Raw genomic sequence first — 24,737 nt, 5'->3', positions numbered from 1 at the left:
ACACCAGATGAGTTGGTGGCGGAACGCTTCCATCTACCAGGTCTATCTGCGCAGCTTCGCGGACGGCAACGGCGACGGCATCGGCGACATCGCCGGTCTGCGCGCCAACCTCCAGCACATCGCGAGCCTCGGCTTCGACGCGATCTGGCTCAACCCGTGGTACCCGAGCCCGCTCGCCGACGGCGGCTACGACGTGGCCGACTACCGCGACATCGAGCCGGTCTTCGGGTCGCTCGCCGACGCCGAGAAGCTCATCGCGGACGCGCACGGCCTGGGCATCCGGATCATCATCGACCTCGTCCCGAACCACTCGAGCGACCAGCACCCGTGGTTCAAGGACGGCCTGTGGGACCGCTTCCACGTCCGCGACACCGAGGAGATCCCGAACGACTGGCAGTCGCGCTTCGGCGGTCCCGCGTGGAGCAGGCTCGAGGACGGCCGCTGGTACCTGCACCTCTACGCGGCCGAGCAGCCGGACTTCAACTGGGAGAACCAGGTCGTCCACGACGAGTTCGAGGACATCCTGCGCTTCTGGCTGGACCGCGGCGTCGACGGCTTCCGCATCGACGTGGCCGACGGCCTGGTGAAGGACTTCAGCAAGCCCAACGCCGACCTGCCGTACTCCGACCAGGACGGCGTGCACGAGATCTACCGGCGGTGGCGCCAGATCGTCGACGAGTACGACGGTGACCGCATCCTCGTCGGCGAGATGTGGCTGCCGGACCCGGTCAGGTTCGCGCGGTACCTGCGCCAGGACGAGATGCACAGCGCGTTCAACTTCGACTTCCTGTGCTGCCCGTGGAACGCGGACGAGCTGCGCAAGGTCGTCGACAGCACGCTCGCCGCGCACGAACCCGTCGGGGCGCCGCCGACCTGGGTGCTGTCCAACCACGACGTCACGCGGCACGTGACCCGCTACGGCCGCGAGAAGACCGGCTTCTCGTTCGCGGACCGGCAGCACGGCGCCCCGACCGACTTCGAACTGGGCACGAGGCGGGCGCGGGCGGCGATCATGCTCACGGCCGCGCTGCCCGGCGGCGTCTACGTCTACCAGGGCGAGGAACTGGGCCTCTGGGAGGTCGAGGACCTGCCGGACGAGCTGCGCGAGGACCCGGTGTGGCACCGCTCGGGCTTCACCGACCGGGGGCGCGACGGCTGCCGCGTGCCGCTGCCCTGGTCCTCGCAGGACGGTCCGAGCTGGTTGCCGCAACCCGCGAACTGGCAGGACTTCTCGGTCTCGGCCCAGCAGGACGACCCGGACTCGATGCTCGCCCTGTACCGCCAGGTGTTCGCGCACCGCCGCGGCATCGACGGCGTCCTGGAGTGGCTCGACCTCGGCGAGGACGTGCTGGCGTTCCGGCGCGGCGACCTCACGTGCGTCGTCAACCTGTCGGGCGCGCCGATCGAACTTCCGGCCGTGCCAACGTTGTCAAGCATCCCGCTGGAGGACGGCAAGCTGCCGTCGGACGCGGCGGCCTGGCTGAAGTGAGGCGGGCGGGGGTGGCCGGGAGCGCCACCCCCGCACTCTCACCGGGTCGCGTAGGGCGTGTCGTCGGCCTTCGCCGCCTCGGTGGGCAGGTTCTTCGCGATGCCGATCGCGGTGGTGTCCACGATCGCGTCCGCCGCGCCCTTCGGCATGACCGCCGCCAGGCCCGTCTTGCACTTCTCCAGGACCTCGAAGATCTTGTTCACGACCTTCGACAGGTTCCGGATCGTCTTGATCACCTTGTCGAGCCAGTCCGAGACCTTCTTGGCCCACTTCATGACCAGCCGGATGCCGTCGGCGACGATGCCCGGCGTCGCGAGCCCGACCGTGATCAACGCCGCGGCGGCCCACCGGATCAGGGCCTGCACGAGCTCGCTCATCGCCATCGAGATCAGGTCGCGCACGATCGTCCGGACCGTGGCGACGGCGACGCCCGCACCGGTCAGCGCGGCACCGACGCCCTCGGCGGCGAGACCGGCGGCCTTCACGCCGGTCGCCTCTGCCCTGGCCACGGCGGCGTAGGCGGAGACCGCGGCGCCCTGCCACGCACTCGTGTCCGTGTCGACCGTGCGGGCCATGTCCTCGCCGGCCCTCTTCAGGTGATCGGCGACGTTGCCCCAGGTCGCGGCGTTCTGGTTGATCACACCGGGGTTGCCCGCGAGCGAGTTGAGCATCGACGTCAACGGCTCGACGTGCTCGATGAACCACGCGAACGCTGACGACAGAAGCGCACCGAACGGGTCCACAGCGACGCCGAGGAGGTCGACGCCCGCTCCCAGGACGTTGATGCCCGCCTCGGCCCAGTCGCCGCGCTGGATCGCTGAGATGGCGTCTCCAGCGGGTTCGATCACAGCGGCACCCGCGAGCAACGGAGTGGGAGGAGGTCCGGCGGCCACCAACGGGTTCGGTGCGGTCATGACGTCAGCTCCCCCAGCTTCTCGACGATCTTCTTGAAGTTGCCGCCGAGCGCCTGGTCGACGTTGTCGTAGACGTCCGCCATGCCGTTGACACCGTCCACAGTGGCGTCGACGACGCCGTGCGCGGTGTTCACAGCACCGGTGCCGGCGGCCTCGATCATGCCCATCAGCGGCTCCAGCAACGGGCTGCACAGAATCCCGTACGCGTTCGCGCCGTTGATCTGCGCCTGTCCGATCGCCTGCTGCGCCAGCTCGATCTGCTTCACGATGCCGTCCAGCCTGCGCGCGTGGTCGCGCATCGCCTGTGTGTGGACGTTGAACCCCGGTCCGGTCACGGTGATCACCAACCCTTGTCGTCACGGGCGAAGTTGTGCCCGCCGAAGTCGTCGTCATCAACAGGACCGGTGGGACGCGCAGGAGTCGGATCCACGGGCGGGGGCTCCGGGAAGCGCTCGTGATAACCACCCATCAAGGCGTCCATGGTCGCGGAGTCGCCACCGATGATCGGCGCCATGGCCTCCTGCATCTTGGCGGCGATCTGCGCCTGGGCGGTCCGCATCGCACCGAGGATCTCGCCGGAGAGCTGCGCGGGCTGCTTGCGCAACGCCGCGTCCGTCAGGTCCAGCGCCGAGACGATGCCGTTCTGGTCCACCGTGACGGACACGGACCCGTCAGAGGAACGCTGCGTCACCGAGACCGCGTTCGCGACCTGCTTCATCTCGTCGGCCTGCTTGAGCTTGGCCTGGATCTGCTCGTTCCACTGACGCATCATCGCGTCGGGATCAGCTGCTGCCGGATTCATCTAGTAGTCCCTCCTGTGCCTTCTTACGACGGGAACCCGAGGTGCCGACCACGGCCAGCGCCCCGATCACCCCGATTCCCAGGCCTCCGAAAGCCGACCCGATGCCCAGCACCACGCTCGGTTCGAAATCGGCCCGGTAGACCGGTGAGTTGCCCGAACCGTTGCGGACCGCGCCCTCGCCCCGCTGCACCACCGGCACCTCGGAGCCCTTGTCGGACGGCGTGAGCTGGCCAGGTTCGGCCTTCATCCGCTCCTGCCGCCCGCTTTCCCACACGATGTCGGCCTGGCAGCTCCACCAGGTGCCGAAGCCACGAAGGCTGACAGGCCCCTCACTCGTGCAGTCGGTCACGCGCGCGACACCCCGGTCCACCAGAGGCCGGCTGTTCGTGCCCGCCGCCGGATCGAACTTCGTGAAGCCCGTCAGTCCCAGCAGGACACCCGCGACCAAGACCATCAGGGCGAACAGGCCGGCGACCCATTTCATGCGACTCGTCCCCTCGTCCTTTAGGCGTTCGACTGGAATCCGAAGCGCCCGGTTCCACCGGATTGCGCAACCACCTGGGGGCCATCCGGGCACGTGGGCACACCAATCCGGGCGTGCCCATTCTGGTCGACCTGCGTGAACGAGTCGTCACGCACGGCGAGACGGGCGAAAATCGGGCAGGATCTCACCCAGTTGTGGTGGCGACCACAATGTTTCGAGGGTGTTTCATCTATGCACGGCCCGAACGGGCAACCCGAGAGCCGAATGGGCAGGTGACATGCGAGCCGAGGAGCGCAAGCGCCGCATCCTGGCCAGGGCCCGCGCCGACGGCCGCGTCGACGTGGTGGAGATGGCGCAGGAACTGCACGTCGCGCCCGAAACGGTCAGGCGTGACCTGCGCGTGCTCGACGAGCACGGCCTGGTCCGGCGCACGCACGGTGGCGGTGTCCCGGTGGAGAGCGCCGGCTTCGAGACGGGGCTCCGGTTCCGCGCCGGGTCGCACGTCCCGGAGAAGCGGCGGATCGCGAAGGCGGCCGCCGAACGGCTCGACGACGCCGAGACCGTCTTCATCGACGAGGGCTACACGCCGCAACTCGTCGCGGAGGCGTTGCCCACCACCAACCCGCTCACGATCATCACCGCGTCGCTGCCGACCGCGGCGGCGATGTCCGAGCACCCGTCGTGCACCGTCCTGCTGCTGGGCGGTCGCGTCAGGGGCCACACACTGGCCACTGTGGACCACTGGACCACGAGGATGCTCGGTGAGATGGTCATCGACCTCGCCTACATCGGCGCCAACGGCATCTCCCGCGAGCACGGTCTGACCACGCCCGACCCGGCGGTCGGCGCGGTGAAGGCCAAGGCGCTCAGCGCGTCCCGCCGAAAGATCTTCGTCGGGACGCACACGAAGTTCGGCGTCTCCAGCTTCCACCGGTTCGCCGAGGTCTCCGATCTGGAGGCGATCGTCACCGACAGCGGCCTCACCGCGCACGAGGCCCACCGGTACACGCTGCTAGGCCCCAAAGTCGTCAGAGCCTGATCATCCGGACGCTGACTTCCGCCCTCACTTCCAGCGCGACATCCCCCGTCTTCAGCGCGCTCGAAAACCCTCGAAAGGAACCGACGATGTCGTCGATTCGCACACTCGGAGCCGCCACCGCGGTGTTGCTGCTCGCATCCGCCTGCTCGGGCGCGGGAGGCGGAGGCGGTGGTGAGAACTCGGTGAACGTCCTGATGGTGAACAACCCGCAGATGCAGGATCTGCAGAAGCTCACCGCGGACAACTTCACCAAGGAGACGGGCATCAAGGTGAACTTCACCGTGCTGCCCGAGAACGACGTCCGCGACAAGATCAGCCAGGACTTCTCGAGCCAGGCCGGGCAGTACGACGTCGCCACGATCTCCAACTACGAGACGCCGATGTACGCCAAGAACGGCTGGCTCGCGCCGATGGACGACTTCGTGTCCAAGGACAGCGCGTTCGACCAGGCCGACATCCTGGAGCCCATCAAGCAGTCGCTCACCGCGGCCGACGGCAAGGTCTACGCCCAGCCGTTCTACGGCGAGTCGTCGTTCCTCATGTACCGCAAGGACATCTTCGAGGCCAAGGGCGTGACGCTGCCCGAGAAGCCGACCTGGCAGCAGGTCGCGGACGCGGCGGCGAAGGTCTCGACGCCCGAGGTGCGCGGCATCTGCCTGCGCGGCCAGCCGGGCTGGGGACAGGTCATGGCGCCGCTCACGACGGTCGTGAACACCTTCGGCGGCACGTGGTTCACCAAGGACTGGCAGGCGCAGGTCAACGCGCCGGAGTTCAAGGAGGCCACCAAGTTCTACGTCGACCTCGTCCGCAACCACGGCGAGAACGGCGCCCCGCAGGCCGGTTTCGCCGAGTGCCTCAACAACATGACGCAGGGCAAGGTCGCGATGTGGTACGACGCCACGGTCGCCGCCGGTCTGCTCGAGGCCGCCGACTCCCCCATCAAGGGCAAGCTCGGCTTCACCCAGGCGCCGGTCGTGAAGACGGACAGCTCCGGCTGGCTCTACACCTGGGCGTTCGGCATCCAGAAGGCCTCGAAGAAGCAGGACAACGCCTGGAAGTTCATCTCCTGGGCGTCCGGCAAGGGTTACGAGGAGCTCGCGGGCAAGACGCTGGGCTGGTCGAAGGTCCCGGACGGCAAGCGCTCGTCGACCTACCAGCGCGCCGAGTACAAGCAGTCCTCCGGCACGTTCTCCGCGATGGCCGAGGCCGCGATCAAGAGCGCGAAGCCGCTCAACCCCGGTGTCCAGGAACGCCCGGCGCCCGGCATCCAGTTCGTCGGCATCCCCGAGTTCACCGACCTCGGAACCCAGGTGTCGCAGCAGATCTCCTCTGCCATCGCCGGAGCGGTGAGCGTGGACGACGCGCTGAACAACGGTCAGGGTCTCGCGGAGAAGGTCGCGGCCAAGTACAAGGGACAGTGACATGGCAGTCCTGACTCGTGAGGAGCGGCCGGTGGACCACCGGCCGCCCCCGGTCCCCCGCAGGAACTACTCGAAGTGGGCACGGCGGGCACCCCTGCTGCCCGCGCTCATCTTCCTGATCGTGGTGACGCAGCTGCCGTTCGTGGCGACGCTCGTCATCTCGTTCATGAAGTGGAACTCGCTCGACCCCGCCAACCGCGGGTTCGCCGGGTTCGACAACTACGTCAACGTGTTCACCGACCCGGACCTGCGGTCGTCGGTGGTCAACACGATCGTGCTGACCGCGTCGGTCGTGCTGATCAGCCTCGTGCTGGGCCTCGGCCTCGCGTTGTTGCTGGACAAGAAGTTCCGGGGCCGCGGGTTCGTGCGCACCATGCTCATCGCGCCGTTCCTGGTCGTCCCGGTGGCGGCGGCGCTGATCTGGAAGCACGTGCTCTACAACCCGGAGTACGGCCTGTTCAACGGAATCCTGAACTGGCTGGGCTTCGACGCCCAGCCGGACTGGATCTCGAACATGCCGATGAGCGCCGTGGTGCTGTCGCTGGTGTGGCAGTGGACGCCGTTCATGATGCTGATCCTGCTGGCGGGCCTGCAGTCCAAGCCGATCGAACCCGTCGAGGCGGCGACGATCGACGGCGCGTCGTCGTTCCAGATCTTCCGCTACCTCACGTTCCCGCACCTGCGCCAGTACCTGGAGCTCGGCGGGCTGCTCGGGTCGATCTACGTCGTGCAGAACTTCGACGCGGTCTTCACCATCACGTCCGGCGGTCTGGGCACGGCGAACCTGCCGTACATGATCTACCAGACCTTCTACCAGGCCCACGAGTACGGCGAGGCCTCCGCGGCCGGCGTCATCGTGGTGGCGGGGTCGATCGTCATCGCGACGTTCGCGCTGCGCACGGTGTCCTCGTTGTTCAAGGAGGAGAAGCGATGACCACCAAGCTGGTCAAACACGGCTGGGGCGTGCTCGCCTGGCTCGCCGGCATCGTCTTCTTCGCGCCGGTGGCCTGGATGTTCCTGACCTCGCTGCACAGCGAGTCGGACGCGGCGACGAACCCGCCGTCGCTGCTGGCCCCGCTCACGTTCGACGGCTACGCGGAGTTCTTCGACTCCGGCGCGTGGCCGCCGCTGATCAACTCGTTCAGCGCCTCGATCGGGTCGACGATCATCGTGCTGCTGCTGGCGATCCCGGCCGCGTACGCGTTGTCCATCAAGCCGGTGGAGAAGTGGACGGACGTCCTGTTCTTCTTCCTGTCCACCAAGATGATGCCGGTCGTCGCGGCGCTGCTGCCGATCTACCTGATCGCGCAGTTCTCCGGGATGCTCGACAACATCTCGTTCCTCACGCTGCTGTACTGCTCGATGAACCTGCCGATCGCGGTGTGGCTCATGCGCTCGTTCCTGTCCGAGGTGCCCAAGGAGATCCTCGAGGCGGCCTCGATCGACGGCGCCGGGCTGCTCACGATCCTGCGCCGGGTGGTCGCGCCGATCGCCATGCCGGGCATCGCCGCGACGGCGTTGATCTGCTTCATCTTCAGCTGGAACGAGCTGCTCTTCGCACGGGTGCTCACCGGTGTCGTCGCCGGTACCGCCCCCGTGTACCTCACCGGGTTCGTCACCTCACAGGGCCTGTTCCTGGCCAAGGTGTGCGCGGCCGCGGTCGTGGTGTCTCTGCCGGTGCTCATCGCCGGGTTCGCCGCCCAGGACAAGCTCGTCCAGGGCCTTTCGTTGGGAGCGGTCAAGTGAAAGCAGCAGTGATCACGGGCGTCGGGTCCGTCGAGGTGACCACTGTGGACGATCCCAAGTGCGGTCCGCGCGAGGTCGTCGTGGACGTGGCTGCCTGTGGGCTCTGCGGTACCGATCTGCACATCCTCCAGGGCGAGTTCGCTCCCACCCTGCCGGTCGTGCCGGGTCACGAGTTCGCGGGCACGATCGTCGAGATCGGCGCGCAGGTGAACGAGTTGCAGGTCGGCGACCGCGTGGCCGTCGACCCGTCGCTCTACTGCTTCGAGTGCCGGATGTGCCGCAACGGCATGAACAACCTCTGCGAGCGCTGGGCCGCCATCGGCGTCACGACGGCCGGTGGCGCGGCGGAGTTCGCGGTGGCGCCCGTCGCGAACTGCGTCAAGCTGCCCGACCACGTGCGGCTGGAGGACGCGGCGCTGATCGAACCGCTGTCGTGCGCGGTCCGCGGCTACGACGTGCTGAAGTCGAAGATGGCGCAGCGGGTGCTGATCTACGGCTCGGGCACGATGGGCCTGATGATGCTCCAGCTCGGCAAGCTGACCGGCGCGTCGTCGATCGAGGTCGTGGACCTCAACGAGGAGCGCCTGAAGACCGCCGTCCAGCTCGGCGTCACGTCGGTGGCCACCTCGGCGGACGAACTGGACCGGCCGCAGGGCTGGGACCTCGTCATCGACGCCACCGGCAACGAGAAGGCCATCCAGGACGGCATCAACCGGGTCGCGAAGGGCGGCACGTTCCTCCAGTTCGGCGTCTCGGACTACTCCGCGCGGGTCACCATCGAGCCGTACAAGATCTACAACCAGGAGATCACCATCACCGGCTCGATGGCGGTGCTGCACTCCTTCGAACGGGCGGCGGACCTCTTCGCGACCGGAGTACTGGACCCCGAGGTCTTCATCAGTGACAGGGTGCCGCTGGACGACTACGCGTCGGCGTTGGACCAGTTCAAGGCGGGTGTGGGCCGCAAGATCCAGGTCCTGCCGTAGGTCTGCTCGAAGTTTTTTCGGACGTTCGCGGGCACTCGTGTATCTGGACGAGTGCCCGTGACTCCTTCCTGGCATGTCGAAGTCCGGGCAGAAAGTGGTACCGCCGTACTTTTCGCACATGTCCGACGAAGAGCTCCTCGCCTGGTACGCGGAGCTTCAGGCGCGCGCGGTCAGCCCGCCGCCTGGGGACGTCGATTTCGACCACGTCCACAAAGCAGCCGAGCCGGTGACCGTGGAGCAGTTGCGCCACCGGATCATGACCTTCCAGGGCTGGCCGGGTGGACTGTCCACCCTCGACGCCGGTTCTCCGTTCCACAACCTGTGGCACTGGCTCAGCGACTGACCCGGCGCGAGGTCACCCTCGCCCGGGTCATTGGTGCGTTGGTGGCCATCTGTGTGCTCTACGCCGTCGTGCACACAGTGGTCACCGGCACCGTCTCACATCCGCGGAACTGGCTGGTCGCGTTCGCCTGCACCCTGCTCGGGGTGCGGGTGATCGGCCACGTCCGCAGGTCGCCCGTCGGGTGGCTGCTGCTGGTCATGGGCGTGTTCGGCGGGATCGCCGTCGCCGTCGCGGGCCAGCCGGCCGACCACCCCGCCCGGTGGGTCGAGGCGTGGATCTGGTGGCCCACGTACGCGTTGCTGCCCGCGGTGGCGCTGGTCTTCCCGAACGGCAAGCCGTTGAACAACCGCTGGTGGGCCGCCATCGGCGCGTCGTTGTTCAGCGCTGTCTTCGGCACGATCGGGATCGCCTGGGCGTCGTGGAACGATCCGGCGTCGTTCTGGCAGTCGAGCGGTGGCGGGTTCGCGAAGACGATCACGCTGGTCTCCGTGCTGGCGGCGGGGGTCGCGGTGATCGCGGCGGTGGTGTCCTTGGCTCTGCGGTGGCGGAGGGCTGAAGGGGACGAACGCCGGTTGCTCGTGTGGGCGTTCGCGTTGCTGACGTTGGCCGGCGTGGCGACCGTGGTGGAGACGACGGACGGACACGTCGCGTGGATCGTCGGCGTGCTGGCGTTTCCTGCGGCGGCGGTGATCGCCATCGTCCGTTATGGCCTGTACGACATCAGCCTGCTCATCCACCGGTCGTTGCTCTACGGCTCGTTGACGGTCGTGCTGCTGCTGGTCTACCTCGGTGTGATGGTCGGCGCCGGTGAGCTGTTCACCAACGACGCTGAGGTCATCGGGGTCGTGGCGGCGGGGCTGGCGTTCGCGCCGATCCGGTCGTGGGTGCAGCGCAAGCTCGACCAGTGGCTGTTCGGGCAACGCTCCGATCCGTACGCGACGCTGTCGACGTTGAGCGAGAAGCTCGAACGGTCGCAGGACGTGCTGCCGACGGTGGCGCAGACCGTGGCGGAGTCGTTGAAGCTGCCGTACGTCGCGATCCGCGGCGGGTCGGTGCTGGCCGAGCACGGGCGCAGCCGCGGGTGGCCACAGCTCCGGTTCCCCATGACGTACCGGGGAACGCAGGTCGGCGACCTCGTCGTGGAGCCGCGCGCGCCCGACGAACGGCTGAGCGACCGCGAGCTGAGCCTGCTGGTGGACCTGGCCCGGTCGACCGCCCCGGCCGCGCAGTCGATCAAGCTGACCGCCGATCTCCAGCTCGCCCGCGAACGGCTCGTGCGGGCGCGCGAAGAAGAACGGCTGCGGTTGCGGCGCGACCTGCACGACGGCGTCGGGCCGGCGTTGGTCGGCATCCGGTTGCAGCTCAAGGCGTTGCGCCGGTCGCTGGGCGACGTGCTGGACCCGGTGCTCGCCGACGTCGACACGACGGCCGTCGAGGTGCGCAGCCTCGTGGACGGGCTGCGGCCGCCGATCCTCGACCAGGGCCTGGCCCTGGCCGTGCGGGACGAGGCGGCGCGGTTCCACGGCGACCTGCGGGTCGAGGTGGACGCCGAGCAGATCGACGGCCTGTCCGCCGCCGTCGAGGTCGCCGCCTACCGGATCGTCGCGGAGGCGCTGACGAACACCGCACGCCACTCCGGTGCGTCCCGGTGCGTGATCACCGTGCGCACCGACGGCGACCTGGTGGTGGAGATCGTGGACGACGGCACGGGCGTCGCGGCGGATTCCAAGCCGGGCGTGGGGCTGGATTCGATGCGTGAACGCTGCGCCGAACTGGGTGGATCGTGCACAGTGGGACCCGCGCAACCACACGGCACTCGGGTGGTGGCGCGGATCCCCCTGGAGGCCCAGTAGTGGTGCACACGGTGACGCGCGTTGTGATCGCGGACGACCACCCGGTGTTCCGCCGCGGGCTGAAGGCGTTGCTGGACGGCGAGGACGGCCTCGAGGTCGTCGGCGACGCGGCCGACGGCGCCGAGGCCGTGCGCGTCGTCCTCGACCTGGAACCGGACGTCGTCGTGATGGACCTGCACATGCCGGTCCTCGGCGGGGTCGAGGCGGCGAAGCAGATCCGCGAGGTGCTGCCCGGCATCGGAGTCCTCGTGCTGACCATGCACGAGGACGACGAGCTGGTGTTCGCCGCGATGAAGGCGGGCGCGCGCGGGTACCTCGTCAAGACGACGGACGACGACGAGATCGTGCGCGCCGTGCAGGCCATAGGAGCCGGCGAGGCGATCTTCAGCGCCACCATCGCCCAGCGCATGATGGGCTACTTCACCGCGATCTCGTCATCGAAGGTGCTCGCGTTCCCACAGCTCACCGACCGCGAACGGGAGGTGCTGGAGCTGATGGCGTCCGGGCTGGACAACCCGTCGATCGCCTTCCGGTTGTCGCTGTCGGGCAAGACCGTCCGCAACCGGGTGTCCGCGATCTTCACCAAGCTCCAGGTGGCCGACCGCGCCCAGGCCATCGTCCGGGCCCGCGAGGCGGGACTCGGAAGTCCCTCCTGATTCGGGACACCGGTCACCTGACGGCGGGACCACGCCCCCGATTGGATCGGCGGCATCCGCCGAAGGGGGCCCGATGGACATCACCTGGGACGTCGCACACGCGCGGCTCAGCCACGACCGCATGCTGCACATCGCCAAGGCGCTCATCTCGATGCGCCCCGAGACAGTCACCCTGGGCGGCGGCGAACCGCTCGGCGTGCCCGGCCTGTTCGAGATCGTCGAGCAGTTCCGCGCCGCCGGCATCGACGTCGTCCTCCGCACCTCCGGCAAGTCCCTGCACCCGTCGATGGTGCGCACGCTGCTGCTGTCGTGCGCGCGCATCGAGGTGTGCGCCATGGCGTTCACCCACGCCATGCACGCCCTGCACCTGCTCGACATCGGCGCCGCGAAGCTCTCGTCGCACGCCGTGTTCGGGCTCGACGCCACCGGCATCCGGCGCGGTTTCGACCGCCTGGAGGAGTTCTGCGCGACGACCGCCTTCGAGATGCCCCGGCTCGCGTTCATCGCGTTCAGCGACACGATCGGCTCGGACCACGCGCAGTACCTGCAGTCGCTCGCGCCCCAGACGGTGCGGGTGACGGTCGAGACCGCCGACACGTCGGTGGTCAGAGCGAGCTGAGCAGGGCGCGCCAGGCAGAGGTGGAGAACGCGAGTGCGGGACCGCTCGCGTTCTTCGTGTCGCGGACGAGTGCGTTGTGGGCCAACGAGACCTCGACGCAGCTTTCCGCCGTACCGCCGTTGCTGTAGCTGCTCTTACGCCAAGTCCGTTCCGCCATGAGGATCCTCTCGAAGTCCGCTGACGTACCCCGCCAGCTTTCGCTTCGATTGTTCCGCATCCAAGGCGACAGCCTCCAGCCGTTGAAAGAGCCTCCTGGTCCGTGCGACGGCAACGCTGTCTTGTGCGTACACCTGAGCTGTGTCGGTCTCCGAGTACACGACCGGGGACGCCTTGCCGAACTCGTACAGGGTGGCCGCAGACCGGTAGGCGCTGACGTTCGCTGGCACGACGCGGAGGATGTGGGTGTTGAAGAGAAGCCGCAGGTATTGATCCTCGCGAACCTGCGTGTCACCCAACTCCATCCGCAACGCCAGCTCGTGCACGAAGAACGTGCACTCTGGCCGGTTGGGCCTCCTCAAGATCGCTTGCCGGTCGATCCGCGCTTGAACTAGCGTCTCGATGTCCTGGGGTGCCTCGATGTACGAGTCGACGAACAGTTGCCGCGCATAGCCCTCGGCCTGCATCAGGCCATGAATGGTCAGGATGTCGTAGGACATGATCTTCGTGGCCATCGCCTCGACCATCGCGAGTGTGCGCACGTTCTCAGGAACCTGAGCGAAGAACAGGTCGAAAGCGTTGTAGTAGCGGCTGCGGAACGCGTTGATGAAGTCGATGTCCTTGCCGCACGTCGCCAGGTACTGGACGAGGTCGACCTCGCTCGCCCGCACCTTGCCGAGCTCGATGTCGGACACCTTGCTCGGGTCCCACCCCAGCTGAACGGCCATCGCACGGCCGTTGAACTGCGTGGACGTCTCCCTCAGGTGGCGCAGCTCGTCACCGAGGTCCCGGCTGTACGGGGTTGAAATGATCGCGGTCATGCCCGGCGACGCTAAGGAATGGATTCACTCCATGCCACGGGCTCGTTCGGGTGAAAACGTCGAGCCCTATGGCGCCGTGTGTCGCGCACGGCGCCATAGGGCCTGACCTGCGGCTTCACCCTTTCAGGGAATGGAATTCGAACACGTGTTCATGCCACGATGAACGCATGACAGCGCTCGGACTCTCCACGCCGCTTGAGCTCCTCGACGAGCTCAAGCGGAAGGTCCGTGCGCTCAACCAGCTCCAGTTCCAGGTCCTGCAGCTCATCGGCGCGCTCGATCAGCAGGGCGCGGCGCAAGCGCTGGGCTACAAGGACCTGGTCGAGGTCTTCAAGCACGCGCTGCGCTGGGACCCCAAGGTCTCGCGCCGCAAGGTGAAGCAGGCCCAGGCCCTGTGCCCCTCGATCACGCCGACGGGCTCGCTGCTCGCCCCGGCGCTGCCCGGGGTGGCGGACGCGATGGCCGCGGGCGAGTTGTCCGAGGACCACGTCGAGGTGCTGGCCGAGGCGATGGCGGGGTTGCCCTCCGTCGCGGAAGAGCACGTCGTCGCCTATGCGCTCCAGCACGAACCTCGTTCGGCGAAGGCGTTCTGCACGGAGCTGGCCTACCGGCTGGACCAGGACGGTCCGCAACCCCGCGAGCCGCAGCCCGTCCAGCCGAGGAACTCCCTGCGGCGCCAGTGGAAGGCAGGCCGGTACCTGCTGTCCGCCGACCTGGACGCCGAGACGGGGGCGAAGCTGGACGCGTTGATCGACCCGCTGGCCAAGCCGGAGCCCGGTGACCTGAGGACGGCACCGGAGCGCGAGGGCGATGCCCTGTGCGAGGTGGCCGACCTGGCGCTGCGCGGAAGCGGCGACCGGATCCACGGCGGCGACCGGGTCCAGCTGACCGTCACCGTCGACTACGACAAGCTCCGCGAGGGCATCGGCACCGCCCTGCTGGACAACGGCGACCGCCTCCCGATGAGCCGGGTGCGCAGGATCGCCTGCGACGCGGCCGTCATCCCGGCCGTGCTGGGCAGCCGCTCCCAGATCTACGACGTGGGCCGCAAGACCCGCACGATCAACGCCGGCCTGCGGCGAGTCCTGGTGGCGCGCGACAAGGGCTGCGCCTTTCCCGGCTGCACCAGGCCACCGAAGCACTGCGAAGCACACCACATCAAGTTCTGGGCCGACGGCGGCGAGACCAACGCGGCCAACCTCGTCCTGCTCTGCCGCCGCCACCACGACCTGGCACACCACTCGCAGTGGCAGATCCAGATGCTCGAAGGCCGCCCCGCCTTCCGCCCTCCCGCGTTCATCGACCCCCTCCGAAGGCCGAGAACCAACGAGATCCGCGCCGCCTGACGCTCCTCGCCTGGCGCGGCACCTCGCCGGAACGTCCGCGGCATGCCTTCCGAACCCTCAGAAGACGCTGCCGCGCACCGCGAACACGTCCTCGGCCGCGCTGCCCGAGCCGAGCGCGAGGCGCAGCAGCACGCGGGCCTTGCGGGGACACAACCACCCGGCCATCACCGCACCGCGTTCGATCAGGTCCGACTCGGACCCGGCGAACCCGTAGGTGCTGCGGAACGTCGTCCCCGCACCGGTCCTGCTCGCCACCACGACCGGGAACCGGGCCCGCGAGATCGCCTCGGCCATGCCCGCCGAGACGTGCCCCACGCCCGTCGCCGCGACCACGACGCCCTCGACGTCGAGCCAGTCGAGAATCGAGCCGTCCTCGTCCACAGTGGCCTCGACGAGCGGGACCGCGGGCACGGTCTCGGGGCGTGGCAGGGAAGGGAGCCGGTGCGCGGGGTGGAAGTACTGGGGTGCGCCCTCGACGAGCAGGCCGGCCGGTCCCGGGAACGACTGGAAGGCGTTCATCAGGCTGCTGTGCGCCTTGCGGACCCAGCGCGCGGCGTGGATCTCGTCGTTCAGCACGAGCACCGCGCCGCGCCCGCGCGAGTTCTCCGAGGCCGCAACGGACACGGCGGCGGCGAGGTTGGCCGGGCCGTCCGCGCCGGGCAGTCCGGGGTGCCGCATCGCGCCGGTGACGACGACGGGTTCGTCGTGCGGCCACAGGCAGTCGAAGAAGTACGCGGTCTCCTCGAGGGTGTCGGTGCCCTGGATGATCACGACACCGCGTGCACCGTCTGCGACCTGCCCGGTGGCCCAGTCGAAGGCCTCCAGCAGGGTGGTGAACGTGAGCGAGGCGCCGGGGATCGTGGCGAGCGTCGCGATCTCGCCGACTTCCAGGCCCCGCACCAGGTCCTGCGCGCCGAGGGTCGGCGCCACCGGGCCGGAGCCGGTCATCGTGATCGTGCCGCCGAGCGAGGCCACCGCCACCCGTGAGTCCATGCGGATCACTCTAGGGTGGAACGCATGACCGAAACTTCGGCGTGGCCACCGGCCCCGATCAAGACCGACCGGCTCGTGCTGCGCGAGTCCGAAGCAGGCGACCGGGAGGCGTTCGTCGAACTGTTCTCGTCGCCGGAGGTGGGCACCTACATCGGTGGCTCGAAGTCGCGCGACGAGGTCGACCGCACGACGCCTCCGATCCCTGGCCACCGGCACGGTGTGTTCGTGGTCGCGCTGGACGGCGCGATGATCGGCATGGTCTCGTTCGACGTGCTGGACGGGCAACGGACGCTGGGCTACCTGTTCCTGCCGTCCGCGTGGGGCAAGGGCTTCGCGTACGAGGCGTGTGCGGCGGCGCTGGACTGGTACGCCGCCGCACACCCCGATGAGCCGCTCGTGAGCATGACGCAAACGGCCAACACGGCTTCCATGCGTCTCCTGGCGAAGCTGGGCTTCACCGAAGGTGAGCGCTACCAGGCCTATGGCGCCGAGCAGTGTCACTGGCGCCAGTAGGTGATGTTGCGGAAACGGGCCTCCGCGCGGCCGCTGCCGTGGTGGTAGACGCCGTTCTTGAAATAGCGGTTGGCCGGGCCCTCGTCCTGCGTCGTCAGTTTCAACGACCCGTTGAAGTAGGTCCGGATCGTGCCGCGGCCGCTCGCGTTGGCGGTGTGTTCCACCCGAATGGTGAACCACTTGTTGTAAATGCCCGTCGCGACGACCTGGTTGCTGTCCTTGCGCAACGTACCGCCGTTGATGTTGGCGACGTTGAGCATGATGTCGGTCGCCCGCGTGCCGGCCGGGCGGTTCTCGCGCAGGATCTGCACGACCGTCGGGCCGCTGACGCCGCTGGGGATGTAGATCTCGCCCTGCCACGCCCGTGAGCCGCTCGTGTACTCCTGGTTGAAGCGGAGTTCGGTGCGCGGATCCGTTGGGCTGCCAGGGGTGTGCGGCTGGTCGTAGTCGTACACCCACATCGTGTGGACGCCGCCTTCGAACTTGTAGCGCGCGCTCTGGGCGAGGTTGTGCGGCTTCTGCACGGTGTAGGTGTACGGCGCCGAGACCCATTGCGCGGACGGCGGCTGAGCGAGGGCCTGAGCCGCCGGGGCCACGATCAGGGGTGCGGTCAAAGCGAGGGCGAGCACGGAGCGTCGTGTGTGGAGTGCAGGGGTTTCCACGGTGAATCCCTCCGACCTTCGATAAGTGGTCTGTACCACTTTGGGGTCGGAAGGCGGAGGGATCAATACCTGGCGGAGAATCCGGGAAAAGATTCAGGTGGATGAACTTTTCACATTCCTGAACGGATCTCGTCGAACGTCGGGAACTTCTTCGCGATGTCGCTCCCGGTGAAGTTGCCGATCCACCCGTCGTCGTCGTGGAAGAACCGGACCGACACGTAATCGGGTTCGGTGCCCATGTCGAACCAGTGCGTCGTGTTCGCCGGAACGCTCAGCAGGTCGCCCTCGGTGCAGAACACCGCGTACACCTTGTCGCCGATGTGCAGGTAGAAAACGCCCGCACCGCGGGCGAAGTAGCGGTCCTCGTCGTCGTCGTGCGTGTGCTCGGCGAGGAACTTGTTGCGGAACTCGACGGCCTTCGCGCGGTACTCGTCCGTGTCGGCCGGGGTCATCTCCATCGCGTCGACGTAGGTGTAGCCCTCCGTCTCGCTGACGCGAGCGATGTCGGCTTCATAAGCCTGCAGGGCGTTCTCGGCGGTGACACCGTCCACAACGGACCAGCGGCTGAAGCGCACGCCGTGCTCCTTGAGCGCGGTGGCGATCTCCTCGGCGTCGGTGGTCCGCAGCACGGTCTCCTCGGGGCCGGTCTCCGGCCACACCGTCAGCAGCGTCATGAGTTGCTCCCCGTCTGTCGTGTCTCCACCTTGAAGCGCAACAACCACTCCAGGCATTCCAGGCGGTGCCGCGCCTGCACCAGGTCGTCGCCCCACACGTACACGCCGTGCCGCGCCACGATCAGCGCGGGCACCTTGGGGTCGAAGCCCTTCTCGAACGCGTCGCCCAGTTCGACCATGTCCTGGGAGTTGCGCACGACCGGGATCACGACCTCCTCGTGGTCGAAGCGGCCGAAGCCCTTCAGCATCTCGAGGTCCTTGAGCACCACGCCGTCCGGCCAGTGCTCCGCCGCCACGACGGGCGCGAGCGCGTGGACGTGCACGACGGCGCCCGCTCCTGCCACGTCGGCGATCCGCGCGTGCAGACCCGCTTCGGCGGACGGGACCTTGTCGCTGTCCACCGCGTTGCCGTGCACGTCGATGACGACACTGTCCTCGGCGGTGATCTCACCCTTGTCCACACCGCTGACCGTCACCGCGAGGCGGAGCGGATCGCGGTGCAGGACAACGGAGAGGTTGCCCGACGTGCCGCGCATCCAGCCCATCTGCGCGTAGCGGACGCACTCGCGGGCGAGTTCCGCCGTCACGACAGTTCCCACACGGTCGGGTGGGGCGTGAAGTCGGCGTTGCCGTACGGCTCGCCCGCGCGCGCGACGCCGACCGTCTTCCAGCCCGCCTCCTGCGCGGCGTGCAGCTCGGCCGGGACGTCGCTGTAGAACGTGATGTCGTCGGACTTCAGCGTCTCGGCGATCTTGTGGTACGACGCGGCTTCGCGCTTCGGGCCGGCGTTGACCGTGTCGAAGTGGTGCTCCAGCAACGGGGTCAGGTCGCCGTCCGTGGTGTGCCGGAAGAACGCGACCTGGCCCGCGACCGAGCCGCTGGAGAAGATCGCGAGCTTGATGCCGTCGTCGTGCCACTTGCGGATCGCGGGGACGACGTCCGGGAAGAACTCCGCCACCAGGTCGCCCTGCGCGTAGCCCTGCTGCCAGATGAGGCCCTGCAACGTCTTGAGGGGCGTGACCTTCTGGTCGGCGTCCATCCAGTCGTGCAACGCCTTCACGACGTCGTCGTGCCCGGCGAGTTCCTTGATCTGCTTCACGGCGTCGGCGACCACCGGGTCGTCACCGTGCTGCTCGATCCACGGCCCGAGGCGCGGGCGCGCGTAGTCGTAGAGGACGACCAGCACCTGGTCCGTCGCGCTCAGCGTGCCCTCGATGTCGAGCACGACCCACTTGCTCACCGCTGTTCTCCCTCGTAGTACTCGTCGAGCTGACCGGCGCCGTAGACACCCCGGTCCGTCACCACTGTGGTGACGAACCTCGGTGGCGTCACGTCGAACGCCGGATAGTGCCCCTTCACCCTCGGCGTGGCGCTCGGCCTGCCCAGCACCTGCAACACCTCGGCGCCGTCGCGGTACTCGATCTCCACGTGGTCCGCGGTGGGTGCGTGCAGGTCGGGCGCCTGCACCTGGGCGTGGAACGGCACGCCGAACGCGTGCGCCGCCACGGCCAGGCCCAGTGTGCCGACCTTGTTGATGACGTGCCCGTCCATGGTGACGCGGTCGGCCGCCGTCACCAACGCGTTCACCTGACCGCTTTGCAGGACCGCGGCGCCCATGCCGTCCGTGATGAGCGTGGTGTCGACGCCCATCTCGATCAACGTCTCCGCGGTGAGCCGGGCTCCCTGCAGGTAGGGCCTGGTCTCGGTGCAGAAGAACCGCAACCGCTTGCCCTGCTCCTGGGCCGCCCTGACCGTTTCGGTGAGGTAGAGGTCGGCCCAGCAGTGCGTCATGACCGTGGCGTCGTCGGGCAGCAGGTTCGCCGTGTGCTCCCCCAGTGCCCGGCTCTTGGCCCGGTACCGGCGGTCGCCCTCCAGCGCGCCGGCCAACGCCGCTTCCACGTCCTGCGCGGCGTCCACGTGCTCCAGCACGACCCTGGTCGCCTTGCGCAGGGCGTTGTTGGTGCGCCTCGTGTTCTCCAGCAGCAGAGCGGTTTCACCCAGCTGTGCGCGGGCCTGCTCGAACGGCTGGTCCCGGAGCGTGCGCGCCTTGAGGACCATCCCGAACAGGACCGCGAAGTACGGGCCGGAGGACTGGGTGACCATGTCCTCGATGGCCCTGGCGACCTCCTCGGCCGTGCGGCACAGCACCCACTCGCGGTCGAACGGGAACCTGCGGCGGTCGAGGATGAGCACGCCGTCGTCGGTGAGCCTGACCGAGTCGGCGAGCACCGGCTGCATCAGCTGTACCCGGTGTGGGCGGGGCGCGCGCCGGTCAGGAAGTGCTCGCCGACCTCGCGGGCCTTGTAGACGACCGGGTCGTGCAGCGTGAGCGTGCGGGCGTTGCGCCAGAAGCGGTCCACGGCGTACTTGGCCGCCGTGCCGCGCGCGCCGACCTGCTCGAAGATGCGGCTCGTGACCTCGTTGACGAGCTTGGTGCTGACGACCTTGGCCTCGGAGATGACGATCGCGACCTCGGCGCGCTTGGCCGGCGTCAGGTGCCTGCCGAGTTCGCTCGCCTCCCACAACCTGCGGGCGGCCTCGTCGGCGAGCAGGCCCGCGGCCCTCGTCTGCGCCACCATCTCGCCGTACGCCACGACGATGTACGGGTCCTCGGTCGCGGCCTCGACTCCGCTGACGAACCACGGGCGGGTCTTGGTGCGGGTGTAGTCGGCGGCCTCGGCGAGAGCACCCTCCGCGAGGGCGACGTAGAGCTGCGCGAGCACCAGCTGGAAGCCGAGGGCGGCGAGGCTGAGCCGCGGGTCCTCGTTCGCCGGCTGCACGCCGAGGACCTCGGTCACCTCGACGTTCTCGAAGGTGACCCCGCCGGACGCCGTGAGGCGCTGGCCGATGTTGTCCCAGTCGTCCAGGTAGGTGATTCCGGCGGCCTTGCCGTCGAGCAGGAACGTGAGCTTCTCGCCGTTGTCCGTGCGGGTCGCGCTGACCACGAGCCGGTCGGCGACGGCGGCGCCGGTGGCGAACGTCTTGCGGCCGTTGAGCGTGAAACCGGTGCCGGTGGGCGTGAGCTCGAGGGCGGCGTCGAGCGGGTTGCTGACGCCCGCCCAGAACTGGTCGGGCTGGTCGCTGAAGGCCGAGTCGAACAGCCCGCTGCGCCAGATCTGCAGGTAGTGGTACCCGAGGAGGTGGCCGACGTTCGCGTCCGCGGCGCCGATGATCCGGCTGACCTGTTGCTGGACGGACCACTCGCGCACGTTGAGCAGACCGCTCTGGCGGAGCAGTTCCACCTCTTTGGTGGGTGGCTGGTTGGCCCGGTCCCTGTCCGCCGCGTCGGACCTGAGCGTCGCCGCCACCTCGTGCGCGACGTCCAGCCAGTTCGTCATCCCTGCTCCTCTCGGTGGTACCCGGTCCAACTTACTTCTTCACACCACTGGGCTAACCACGATGTGAGAGTGACCTCCGCCTGGCAGACTGCGCGCGAACCTCGCTCTGGCGGGGGTCCAACATCTAGGGAGCAATCGGTATGGCGCAGGGCACCGTGAAGTGGTTCAACGGCGAGAAGGGCTTCGGATTCATCGCGCAGGACGGCGGCGGTCCGGACGTGTTCGTGCACTACTCGCAGATCTCCGGCACCGGCTTCAAGTCGCTGGAAGAGCAGCAGCGCGTGGAGTTCGAGATCGGCCAGGGTCAGAAGGGTCCGCAGGCGCAGGACGTCCGCGCCATCTGATGTGCCTCGGAGCCCGCTCGGCGTTGCGCCGGGCGGGCTCTTCCGTGCCCGGACGGATCCGGACGACGGTTCTGAAGGCCCCTCGCACGAGAAAGGCGCCGCGACCCGTCGGTCGCGACGCCCACACTCCTCGCCGCGGGATGTCGGCGCAGAAGGCCCGCAGGTGGCCTGCGGGCAAGTGGCAACCGAGGGAGTCGAACCCTGCGCGGCTTGTGAAGGCGGCGCCCGAGGTACCGGCCCTAACCCTTCGGTCGGGCGACGGCTGCCGTGGAGTTGTGCCTGGTGTTCCCGCTCGTCAGGACCGTTTTCCCGACGTTCGCTCTCATCAGGTGAGAGCGGCTCGCATCGGGTGGGATACCCGAAGTGTTAAACGTCCACACGCTTGAAGGCTTTTCATGTTTCACTCCGGTGGGTGACCCTGGTCACCGTGCGACTCCTCCCTGCCATCGCAGCCCTGCTCCTCCTACCGCTGGTGCCCGCGACCGCCGAGGCGGCTCCCGCAGGCACGTTCTACGTCACCAGTGTCCGGACCGGCCTCAACGTCGCCCAGAGCGGCAGTGGACTGGCACTGCACCGCCCGAAGGGCAACGAGGACCGCCAGCAGTGGCGGCTGAGCGACGGGAGGTTCGAGAACACCGACTCGCCGGGCCAGTGCATCACCCGCGCGCTCACCATGGGTTCGTGCTCACAAGGGGATGCGGTTCACGAACCCCGCCAGTTCGGTGATCAATGGGAGTTCTTCAGCCTGAGCGGTGAGACGCGGTGGTACCTGACGCCGGTCACCAGCCAGACGAGCCCGATGCCGGCCGATCCCCGGCTCGACCAGATGACGTTCCTGACCGCTCACAACGCCTATGCGAACGGGGTGGACGGCGGGTTCGCGCCGCCGTTCGTCAACCTCGCGAAGAACCAGACGCGCGGCATCGTGCAGCAGCTCCAAGATGGCGTGCGGGGATTCATGCTGGACATCCACCAGACGCCGGACGGCGCGATCCTGTGCCACAACAGCTGCACGCTGGTGAGCAAGCCGGTGGCGCTCAACGTCGACGTGCAGCGGATCGTGGACTTCCTGAAGAACAACCGGAGCGAGATCGTCACGGTCTTCCTGGAGGACTACGTCGACGCGGCAACGCTGCGCAACGAACTCCGCAAGGTGCAGGGCCTGAACGACGTCCTCTACAAAGCCGAGGGCGTGCAGCAGAACGGGTGGCCGACGCGCAGTCAGATGGTGAGCAGCGGCAAGCGGTTGCTCATCTTCACCGACCACGGCAAGGACGGGCGCGAGGATTCCGGCGTGCTCTACCAGAAGGACTGGACCGTCGAGAACTACTGGTCGATGGGTTCGGGGCTCGGCAACTCCGACTGGTCCTGTTACAGCCGATGGGATGAAAAACCGCTCACGGCCACGGGCAGCTTCCAGCCGTTGTTCGTCATGAACCACTTCCGCGACGTTCCGTTCACGAGCACGGCGACGACGGACAACGGCAAGCTCGGCAACCGCGCGCAGCAGTTCTGCCAGCCCGCGGCGCGCAAGAAGCCGAACTTCCTCGCCGTCGATCTCTACCACCTCGGAAACGCGGCGCAGGCCGTGCAACAACTCAACGCATACGTATATAGGCCGTAGCCCAAATCGTGGGAGTTGTACGCTCCGCGCATGGCCTCGATCCTGTTCACGCGCGGAGCGCCCTCTCTCGACATCATCGACCAGGAAGGCCTGCGCGACGCAGCGCAGAAAGCCTTCACGGACGACCCCGGCGGCACCTTCGCGTACGGCACGAGCGTCGGCTACGTGCCGCTGCGCACCTGGCTCGCCGAGCAGCACGGTGTCGAGCCGGAGCAGGTGCTCGTCACCAACGGCTCGATGCAGGCCGACGCGTTCCTGTTCGAACTCCTCGTCGGCGAGGGCGACGACGTGGTGGTCGAGGCGCCGACCTACGACCGCACGCTGCTGAACCTGCGTCAGCGCGGCGCGAACATCCACGCCATCGAGCTGGAGACCGACGGCATCAACGTCGACGCGCTGGAGAAGCTGCTGGAGAGCGGGGTGCGCCCGAAGCTCGCGCACATCATCCCGAACTTCCACAACCCGGCCGGCTACACGCTGTCCGAGGCGAAGCGCGCGCGGCTGCTGGAGCTCGCGGCCGAGTACGACTTCGTGCTGTTCGAGGACGACCCGTACGTCAAGGTGCGGTTCGAGGGCGAGCCGCTGCCGACGATGCTGTCGCAGGACAAGAACGAGAAGGTCGTCTACGCGTCCTCGTTCTCGAAGACGATGGCGCCCGGCATCCGCTGCGGCTACCTGGTCGGCCCGAAGTCCGTGATCAAGTCGGTCCAGGACATCGCGACCACCACGTACATCTCGCCGAACATGGTGGCGCAGTCGATCGTGAACTCGTACTGCCGTTCCGGCCGTCTCGACGAGTCGGTCAAGAACGTCCGCGAGGCCCTGCGGGCCCGCAGGGACGCCCTGGTCACCGCGCTGCAGCGGGAACTGCCGGAGGCGGTCTTCACCGCGCCGCAGGGCGGCTACTTCATGTGGGTCGAGCTGCCCGGCGTGTCGATCGACGCGCTGGTGCCGGTCGCCAAGGAGCACGGCGTCGAGTTCGTGAAGGGCTCCGACTTCCTGCTGGAGGGCGGCGACAACGCCATCCGCCTCGCGTTCTCGGGCGTCACGCCGGAGCAGATCGACGAGGGCATCACGCGTCTCGGCGCGGCGGTCCGCTCACTTTCCTGATCTGCTTCTCCAGGTGCTCCGGCAGCGCACGCCGCTGCCGGAGCGCCTGCCGCAACCGGGGCAGCGCCGCGCGGAACGCCCGCGGGTCCCGCAGCGACGCGGCCAGCGCCCGCCCCACCGGCCGTCTCATCCACGCGGCCAGCAGACCGTTGCGCCGTTCGACGACGTCCGCGCCCGGTGCCCGGTCCGCGTGCGGGTGCGGGTAGTGGTGGGCCACCACGTCCTCGACGAAGCAGAGCGCCCACCCGGCCGCCGCGAGGTCCCACGACAGCAACGTCTCCTCGCCGCGGAAGAACAACACCGGGCTGAACCCGCCCGCCGCGACGAACGCCTCGCGCCGCACGATCGCCGAACAGGCGAGGAACCCGAGCACCGCGGGCCCCGCCACCCCGTCCCCCAGCGGGCTGTTCCGCAGCAGCGCAGTGATCGGGTCTGGCCGCTCGGCCGGTCCCACCAGCGTGCGAGCCACGACGACCGCGAGGTCCGGGTGCGCGTCGAAGATCGGTTCGGCGCGTTCGAACGCGTCGTGCGCCCACCACGAGTCGTCGTCGGCGAACGCCACGAACGGCGTCAACGCCGCACGGACGCCGTAGTTGCGGGCGACCGCCCCGAGGTTCCTCGGTGCCTCCAGCACCGACACCTTCGGGAACTCCGCACGCACGCGCGCGACGGTGTCGTCCGTCGACGCGTTGTCCACGACGATCACCGGAACCGCGAGCTCACTCAGGCGGACGAGGGTCCGCATGAGGCTGTCCGCGCGGTTCCGCGTGGCGATGACGACGCTGGTCCGGGCCATGCTGTCAG

29 protein-coding genes are annotated in these 24,737 nt (G+C 68.3%); 15 read left to right on the top strand and 14 right to left on the bottom strand.

Translation table 11 applies throughout. The features are described from left to right. Positions 1-7 precede the first annotated feature (7 nt). Complete coding sequence (locus QSK25_RS12320) at positions 8-1,489, top strand: glycoside hydrolase family 13 protein (protein WP_285638039.1); 1,482 nt, start codon at positions 8-10, stop codon at positions 1,487-1,489. A 38-nt stretch (positions 1,490-1,527) separates the two neighbouring features. On the opposite strand, the gene QSK25_RS12315 is transcribed toward QSK25_RS12320, so the two are convergent. From QSK25_RS12315 to QSK25_RS12300, 4 genes are read right to left on the bottom strand one after another with little or no spacing between them, the layout of a single operon-like run. Continuing rightward, complete coding sequence (locus QSK25_RS12315; protein ID WP_285638037.1) at positions 1,528-2,403, bottom strand: hypothetical protein; 876 nt, start codon at positions 2,401-2,403, stop codon at positions 1,528-1,530. Further along, a complete protein-coding gene (locus QSK25_RS12310) occupies positions 2,400-2,747 on the bottom strand; it encodes a type VII secretion target (protein WP_285638035.1) in 348 nt (115 codons plus the stop codon). Before QSK25_RS12310 ends, QSK25_RS12315 begins: the two co-directional genes overlap by 4 nt. After that, positions 2,744-3,205 carry a YbaB/EbfC family nucleoid-associated protein gene (locus tag QSK25_RS12305; protein ID WP_285638033.1) on the bottom strand — a complete coding sequence of 154 codons (462 nt, stop codon included), beginning with the start codon at positions 3,203-3,205 and terminating at the stop codon, positions 2,744-2,746. Before QSK25_RS12305 ends, QSK25_RS12310 begins: the two co-directional genes overlap by 4 nt. Then, the gene (locus QSK25_RS12300) at positions 3,186-3,689 is read right to left on the bottom strand and encodes a DUF6346 domain-containing protein (protein WP_285638031.1); all 504 of its coding nucleotides are present in this window, start codon (positions 3,687-3,689) and stop codon (positions 3,186-3,188) included. Before QSK25_RS12300 ends, QSK25_RS12305 begins: the two co-directional genes overlap by 20 nt. A 277-nt stretch (positions 3,690-3,966) precedes the next feature. Here QSK25_RS12300 and QSK25_RS12295 point away from each other — a divergent pair, with 277 nt between their 5' ends. The 9 genes from QSK25_RS12295 to QSK25_RS12255 all read left to right on the top strand — a co-directional run bounded on the left by QSK25_RS12295 (position 3,967) and on the right by QSK25_RS12255 (position 12,352). Then, complete coding sequence (locus tag QSK25_RS12295) at positions 3,967-4,728, top strand: DeoR/GlpR family DNA-binding transcription regulator (RefSeq protein WP_285638029.1); 762 nt, start codon at positions 3,967-3,969, stop codon at positions 4,726-4,728. A gap of 86 nt (positions 4,729-4,814) precedes the next feature. After that, the gene (locus QSK25_RS12290; RefSeq protein ID WP_285638027.1) at positions 4,815-6,149 is read left to right on the top strand and encodes an ABC transporter substrate-binding protein; all 1,335 of its coding nucleotides are present in this window, start codon (positions 4,815-4,817) and stop codon (positions 6,147-6,149) included. A gap of 1 nt (position 6,150) precedes the next feature. Next, positions 6,151-7,083 (top strand): carbohydrate ABC transporter permease, encoded by a 933-nt coding sequence (locus QSK25_RS12285; RefSeq protein WP_285638025.1) that lies wholly within the window; start codon positions 6,151-6,153, stop codon positions 7,081-7,083. Continuing rightward, on the top strand, positions 7,080-7,895 hold the full coding sequence (locus tag QSK25_RS12280) for a carbohydrate ABC transporter permease (protein WP_285638023.1): 816 nt from the start codon (positions 7,080-7,082) through the stop codon (positions 7,893-7,895). Before QSK25_RS12285 ends, QSK25_RS12280 begins: the two co-directional genes overlap by 4 nt. After that, the gene (locus QSK25_RS12275; protein WP_285638022.1) at positions 7,892-8,881 is read left to right on the top strand and encodes a zinc-dependent alcohol dehydrogenase family protein; all 990 of its coding nucleotides are present in this window, start codon (positions 7,892-7,894) and stop codon (positions 8,879-8,881) included. Before QSK25_RS12280 ends, QSK25_RS12275 begins: the two co-directional genes overlap by 4 nt. Before the next feature lie 118 nt (positions 8,882-8,999). After that, the gene (locus QSK25_RS12270) at positions 9,000-9,224 is read left to right on the top strand and encodes a hypothetical protein (RefSeq protein WP_285638020.1); all 225 of its coding nucleotides are present in this window, start codon (positions 9,000-9,002) and stop codon (positions 9,222-9,224) included. 41 nt (positions 9,225-9,265) lie between these two features. Further along, positions 9,266-11,077: a sensor histidine kinase gene (locus QSK25_RS12265; RefSeq protein ID WP_285638019.1), complete on the top strand. Its 1,812-nt coding sequence runs from the start codon at positions 9,266-9,268 to the stop codon at positions 11,075-11,077. Between the two features lie 2 nt (positions 11,078-11,079). Then, entirely contained in the window at positions 11,080-11,733 is a 654-nt protein-coding gene (locus QSK25_RS12260; protein WP_285638690.1) for a response regulator transcription factor, read from the top strand. Positions 11,734-11,806: 73 nt separating this feature from the next. Then, positions 11,807-12,352: a radical SAM family protein gene (locus QSK25_RS12255; protein WP_285638017.1), complete on the top strand. Its 546-nt coding sequence runs from the start codon at positions 11,807-11,809 to the stop codon at positions 12,350-12,352. On the opposite strand, the gene QSK25_RS12250 is transcribed toward QSK25_RS12255, so the two are convergent. Next, positions 12,339-12,509, bottom strand: a complete 171-nt coding sequence (locus QSK25_RS12250; RefSeq protein ID WP_285638015.1) for a DUF397 domain-containing protein — start codon at positions 12,507-12,509, stop codon at positions 12,339-12,341. The two genes, QSK25_RS12255 and QSK25_RS12250, sit on opposite strands and share 14 nt — an antisense overlap. After that, positions 12,487-13,329: a helix-turn-helix domain-containing protein gene (locus QSK25_RS12245; RefSeq protein ID WP_352235764.1), complete on the bottom strand. Its 843-nt coding sequence runs from the start codon at positions 13,327-13,329 to the stop codon at positions 12,487-12,489. The genes QSK25_RS12250 and QSK25_RS12245 overlap by 23 nt, the downstream gene beginning before the upstream one ends. 167 nt (positions 13,330-13,496) lie before the next feature. On the opposite strand from QSK25_RS12245, the gene QSK25_RS12240 reads away from it, so the two are divergent. After that, positions 13,497-14,675 (top strand): HNH endonuclease signature motif containing protein, encoded by a 1,179-nt coding sequence (locus QSK25_RS12240; protein ID WP_285638009.1) that lies wholly within the window; start codon positions 13,497-13,499, stop codon positions 14,673-14,675. A gap of 57 nt (positions 14,676-14,732) precedes the next feature. Here the strand turns inward: QSK25_RS12240 and QSK25_RS12235 are convergent, their stop codons facing one another. Beyond that, entirely contained in the window at positions 14,733-15,668 is a 936-nt protein-coding gene (locus tag QSK25_RS12235; protein WP_285638008.1) for an asparaginase, read from the bottom strand. A 24-nt stretch (positions 15,669-15,692) separates the two neighbouring features. Between QSK25_RS12235 and QSK25_RS12230 the strand changes: the two genes are divergently transcribed. After that, the gene (locus QSK25_RS12230; RefSeq protein WP_285638006.1) at positions 15,693-16,181 is read left to right on the top strand and encodes a GNAT family N-acetyltransferase; all 489 of its coding nucleotides are present in this window, start codon (positions 15,693-15,695) and stop codon (positions 16,179-16,181) included. Here QSK25_RS12230 and QSK25_RS12225 read toward each other — a convergent pair. From QSK25_RS12225 to QSK25_RS12200, 6 genes are all read right to left on the bottom strand, one after another. Then, positions 16,166-16,843 carry a polysaccharide lyase family 7 protein gene (locus QSK25_RS12225; protein ID WP_285638004.1) on the bottom strand — a complete coding sequence of 226 codons (678 nt, stop codon included), beginning with the start codon at positions 16,841-16,843 and terminating at the stop codon, positions 16,166-16,168. The genes QSK25_RS12230 and QSK25_RS12225 overlap by 16 nt on opposite strands. Before the next feature lie 110 nt (positions 16,844-16,953). Further along, entirely contained in the window at positions 16,954-17,517 is a 564-nt protein-coding gene (locus tag QSK25_RS12220; protein ID WP_285638002.1) for a 1,2-dihydroxy-3-keto-5-methylthiopentene dioxygenase, read from the bottom strand. Then, a complete protein-coding gene (gene mtnB, locus QSK25_RS12215) occupies positions 17,514-18,104 on the bottom strand; it encodes a methylthioribulose 1-phosphate dehydratase (RefSeq protein ID WP_285638000.1) in 591 nt (196 codons plus the stop codon). The genes QSK25_RS12220 and mtnB overlap by 4 nt, the downstream gene beginning before the upstream one ends. Then, positions 18,101-18,757: an acireductone synthase gene (gene mtnC / locus QSK25_RS12210; RefSeq protein WP_285637998.1), complete on the bottom strand. Its 657-nt coding sequence runs from the start codon at positions 18,755-18,757 to the stop codon at positions 18,101-18,103. Before mtnC ends, mtnB begins: the two co-directional genes overlap by 4 nt. After that, positions 18,754-19,755: a s-methyl-5-thioribose-1-phosphate isomerase gene (locus tag QSK25_RS12205; protein WP_285637996.1), complete on the bottom strand. Its 1,002-nt coding sequence runs from the start codon at positions 19,753-19,755 to the stop codon at positions 18,754-18,756. The genes mtnC and QSK25_RS12205 overlap by 4 nt, the downstream gene beginning before the upstream one ends. After that, on the bottom strand, positions 19,755-20,855 hold the full coding sequence (locus tag QSK25_RS12200; RefSeq protein WP_285637994.1) for an acyl-CoA dehydrogenase family protein: 1,101 nt from the start codon (positions 20,853-20,855) through the stop codon (positions 19,755-19,757). Before QSK25_RS12200 ends, QSK25_RS12205 begins: the two co-directional genes overlap by 1 nt. 140 nt (positions 20,856-20,995) lie before the next feature. Between QSK25_RS12200 and QSK25_RS12195 the strand changes: the two genes are divergently transcribed. From QSK25_RS12195 to QSK25_RS12185, 3 genes are all read left to right on the top strand, one after another. After that, complete coding sequence (locus tag QSK25_RS12195; protein WP_285637992.1) at positions 20,996-21,199, top strand: cold-shock protein; 204 nt, start codon at positions 20,996-20,998, stop codon at positions 21,197-21,199. Between the two features lie 427 nt (positions 21,200-21,626). Beyond that, positions 21,627-22,823, top strand: coding sequence for a PI-PLC domain-containing protein (locus QSK25_RS12190; RefSeq protein WP_285637990.1), 1,197 nt, complete (start codon positions 21,627-21,629; stop codon positions 22,821-22,823). Positions 22,824-22,853: 30 nt separating this feature from the next. After that, positions 22,854-23,933: an aminotransferase-like domain-containing protein gene (locus QSK25_RS12185; protein ID WP_285637988.1), complete on the top strand. Its 1,080-nt coding sequence runs from the start codon at positions 22,854-22,856 to the stop codon at positions 23,931-23,933. On the opposite strand, the gene QSK25_RS12180 is transcribed toward QSK25_RS12185, so the two are convergent. Beyond that, positions 23,896-24,729, bottom strand: coding sequence for a glycosyltransferase family 2 protein (locus QSK25_RS12180; protein ID WP_285637986.1), 834 nt, complete (start codon positions 24,727-24,729; stop codon positions 23,896-23,898). The two genes, QSK25_RS12185 and QSK25_RS12180, sit on opposite strands and share 38 nt — an antisense overlap. Positions 24,730-24,737: the final 8 nt, after the last annotated feature.

The sequence above is a fragment of the Lentzea sp. NBRC 102530 genome (assembly GCF_030269365.1).
Taxonomy (GTDB): Bacteria; Actinomycetota; Actinomycetes; order Mycobacteriales; family Pseudonocardiaceae; genus Lentzea.
The sequence above is the reverse complement of the archived record's forward strand: the minus strand, read 5'-3'. Positions and strand labels throughout refer to the sequence as shown.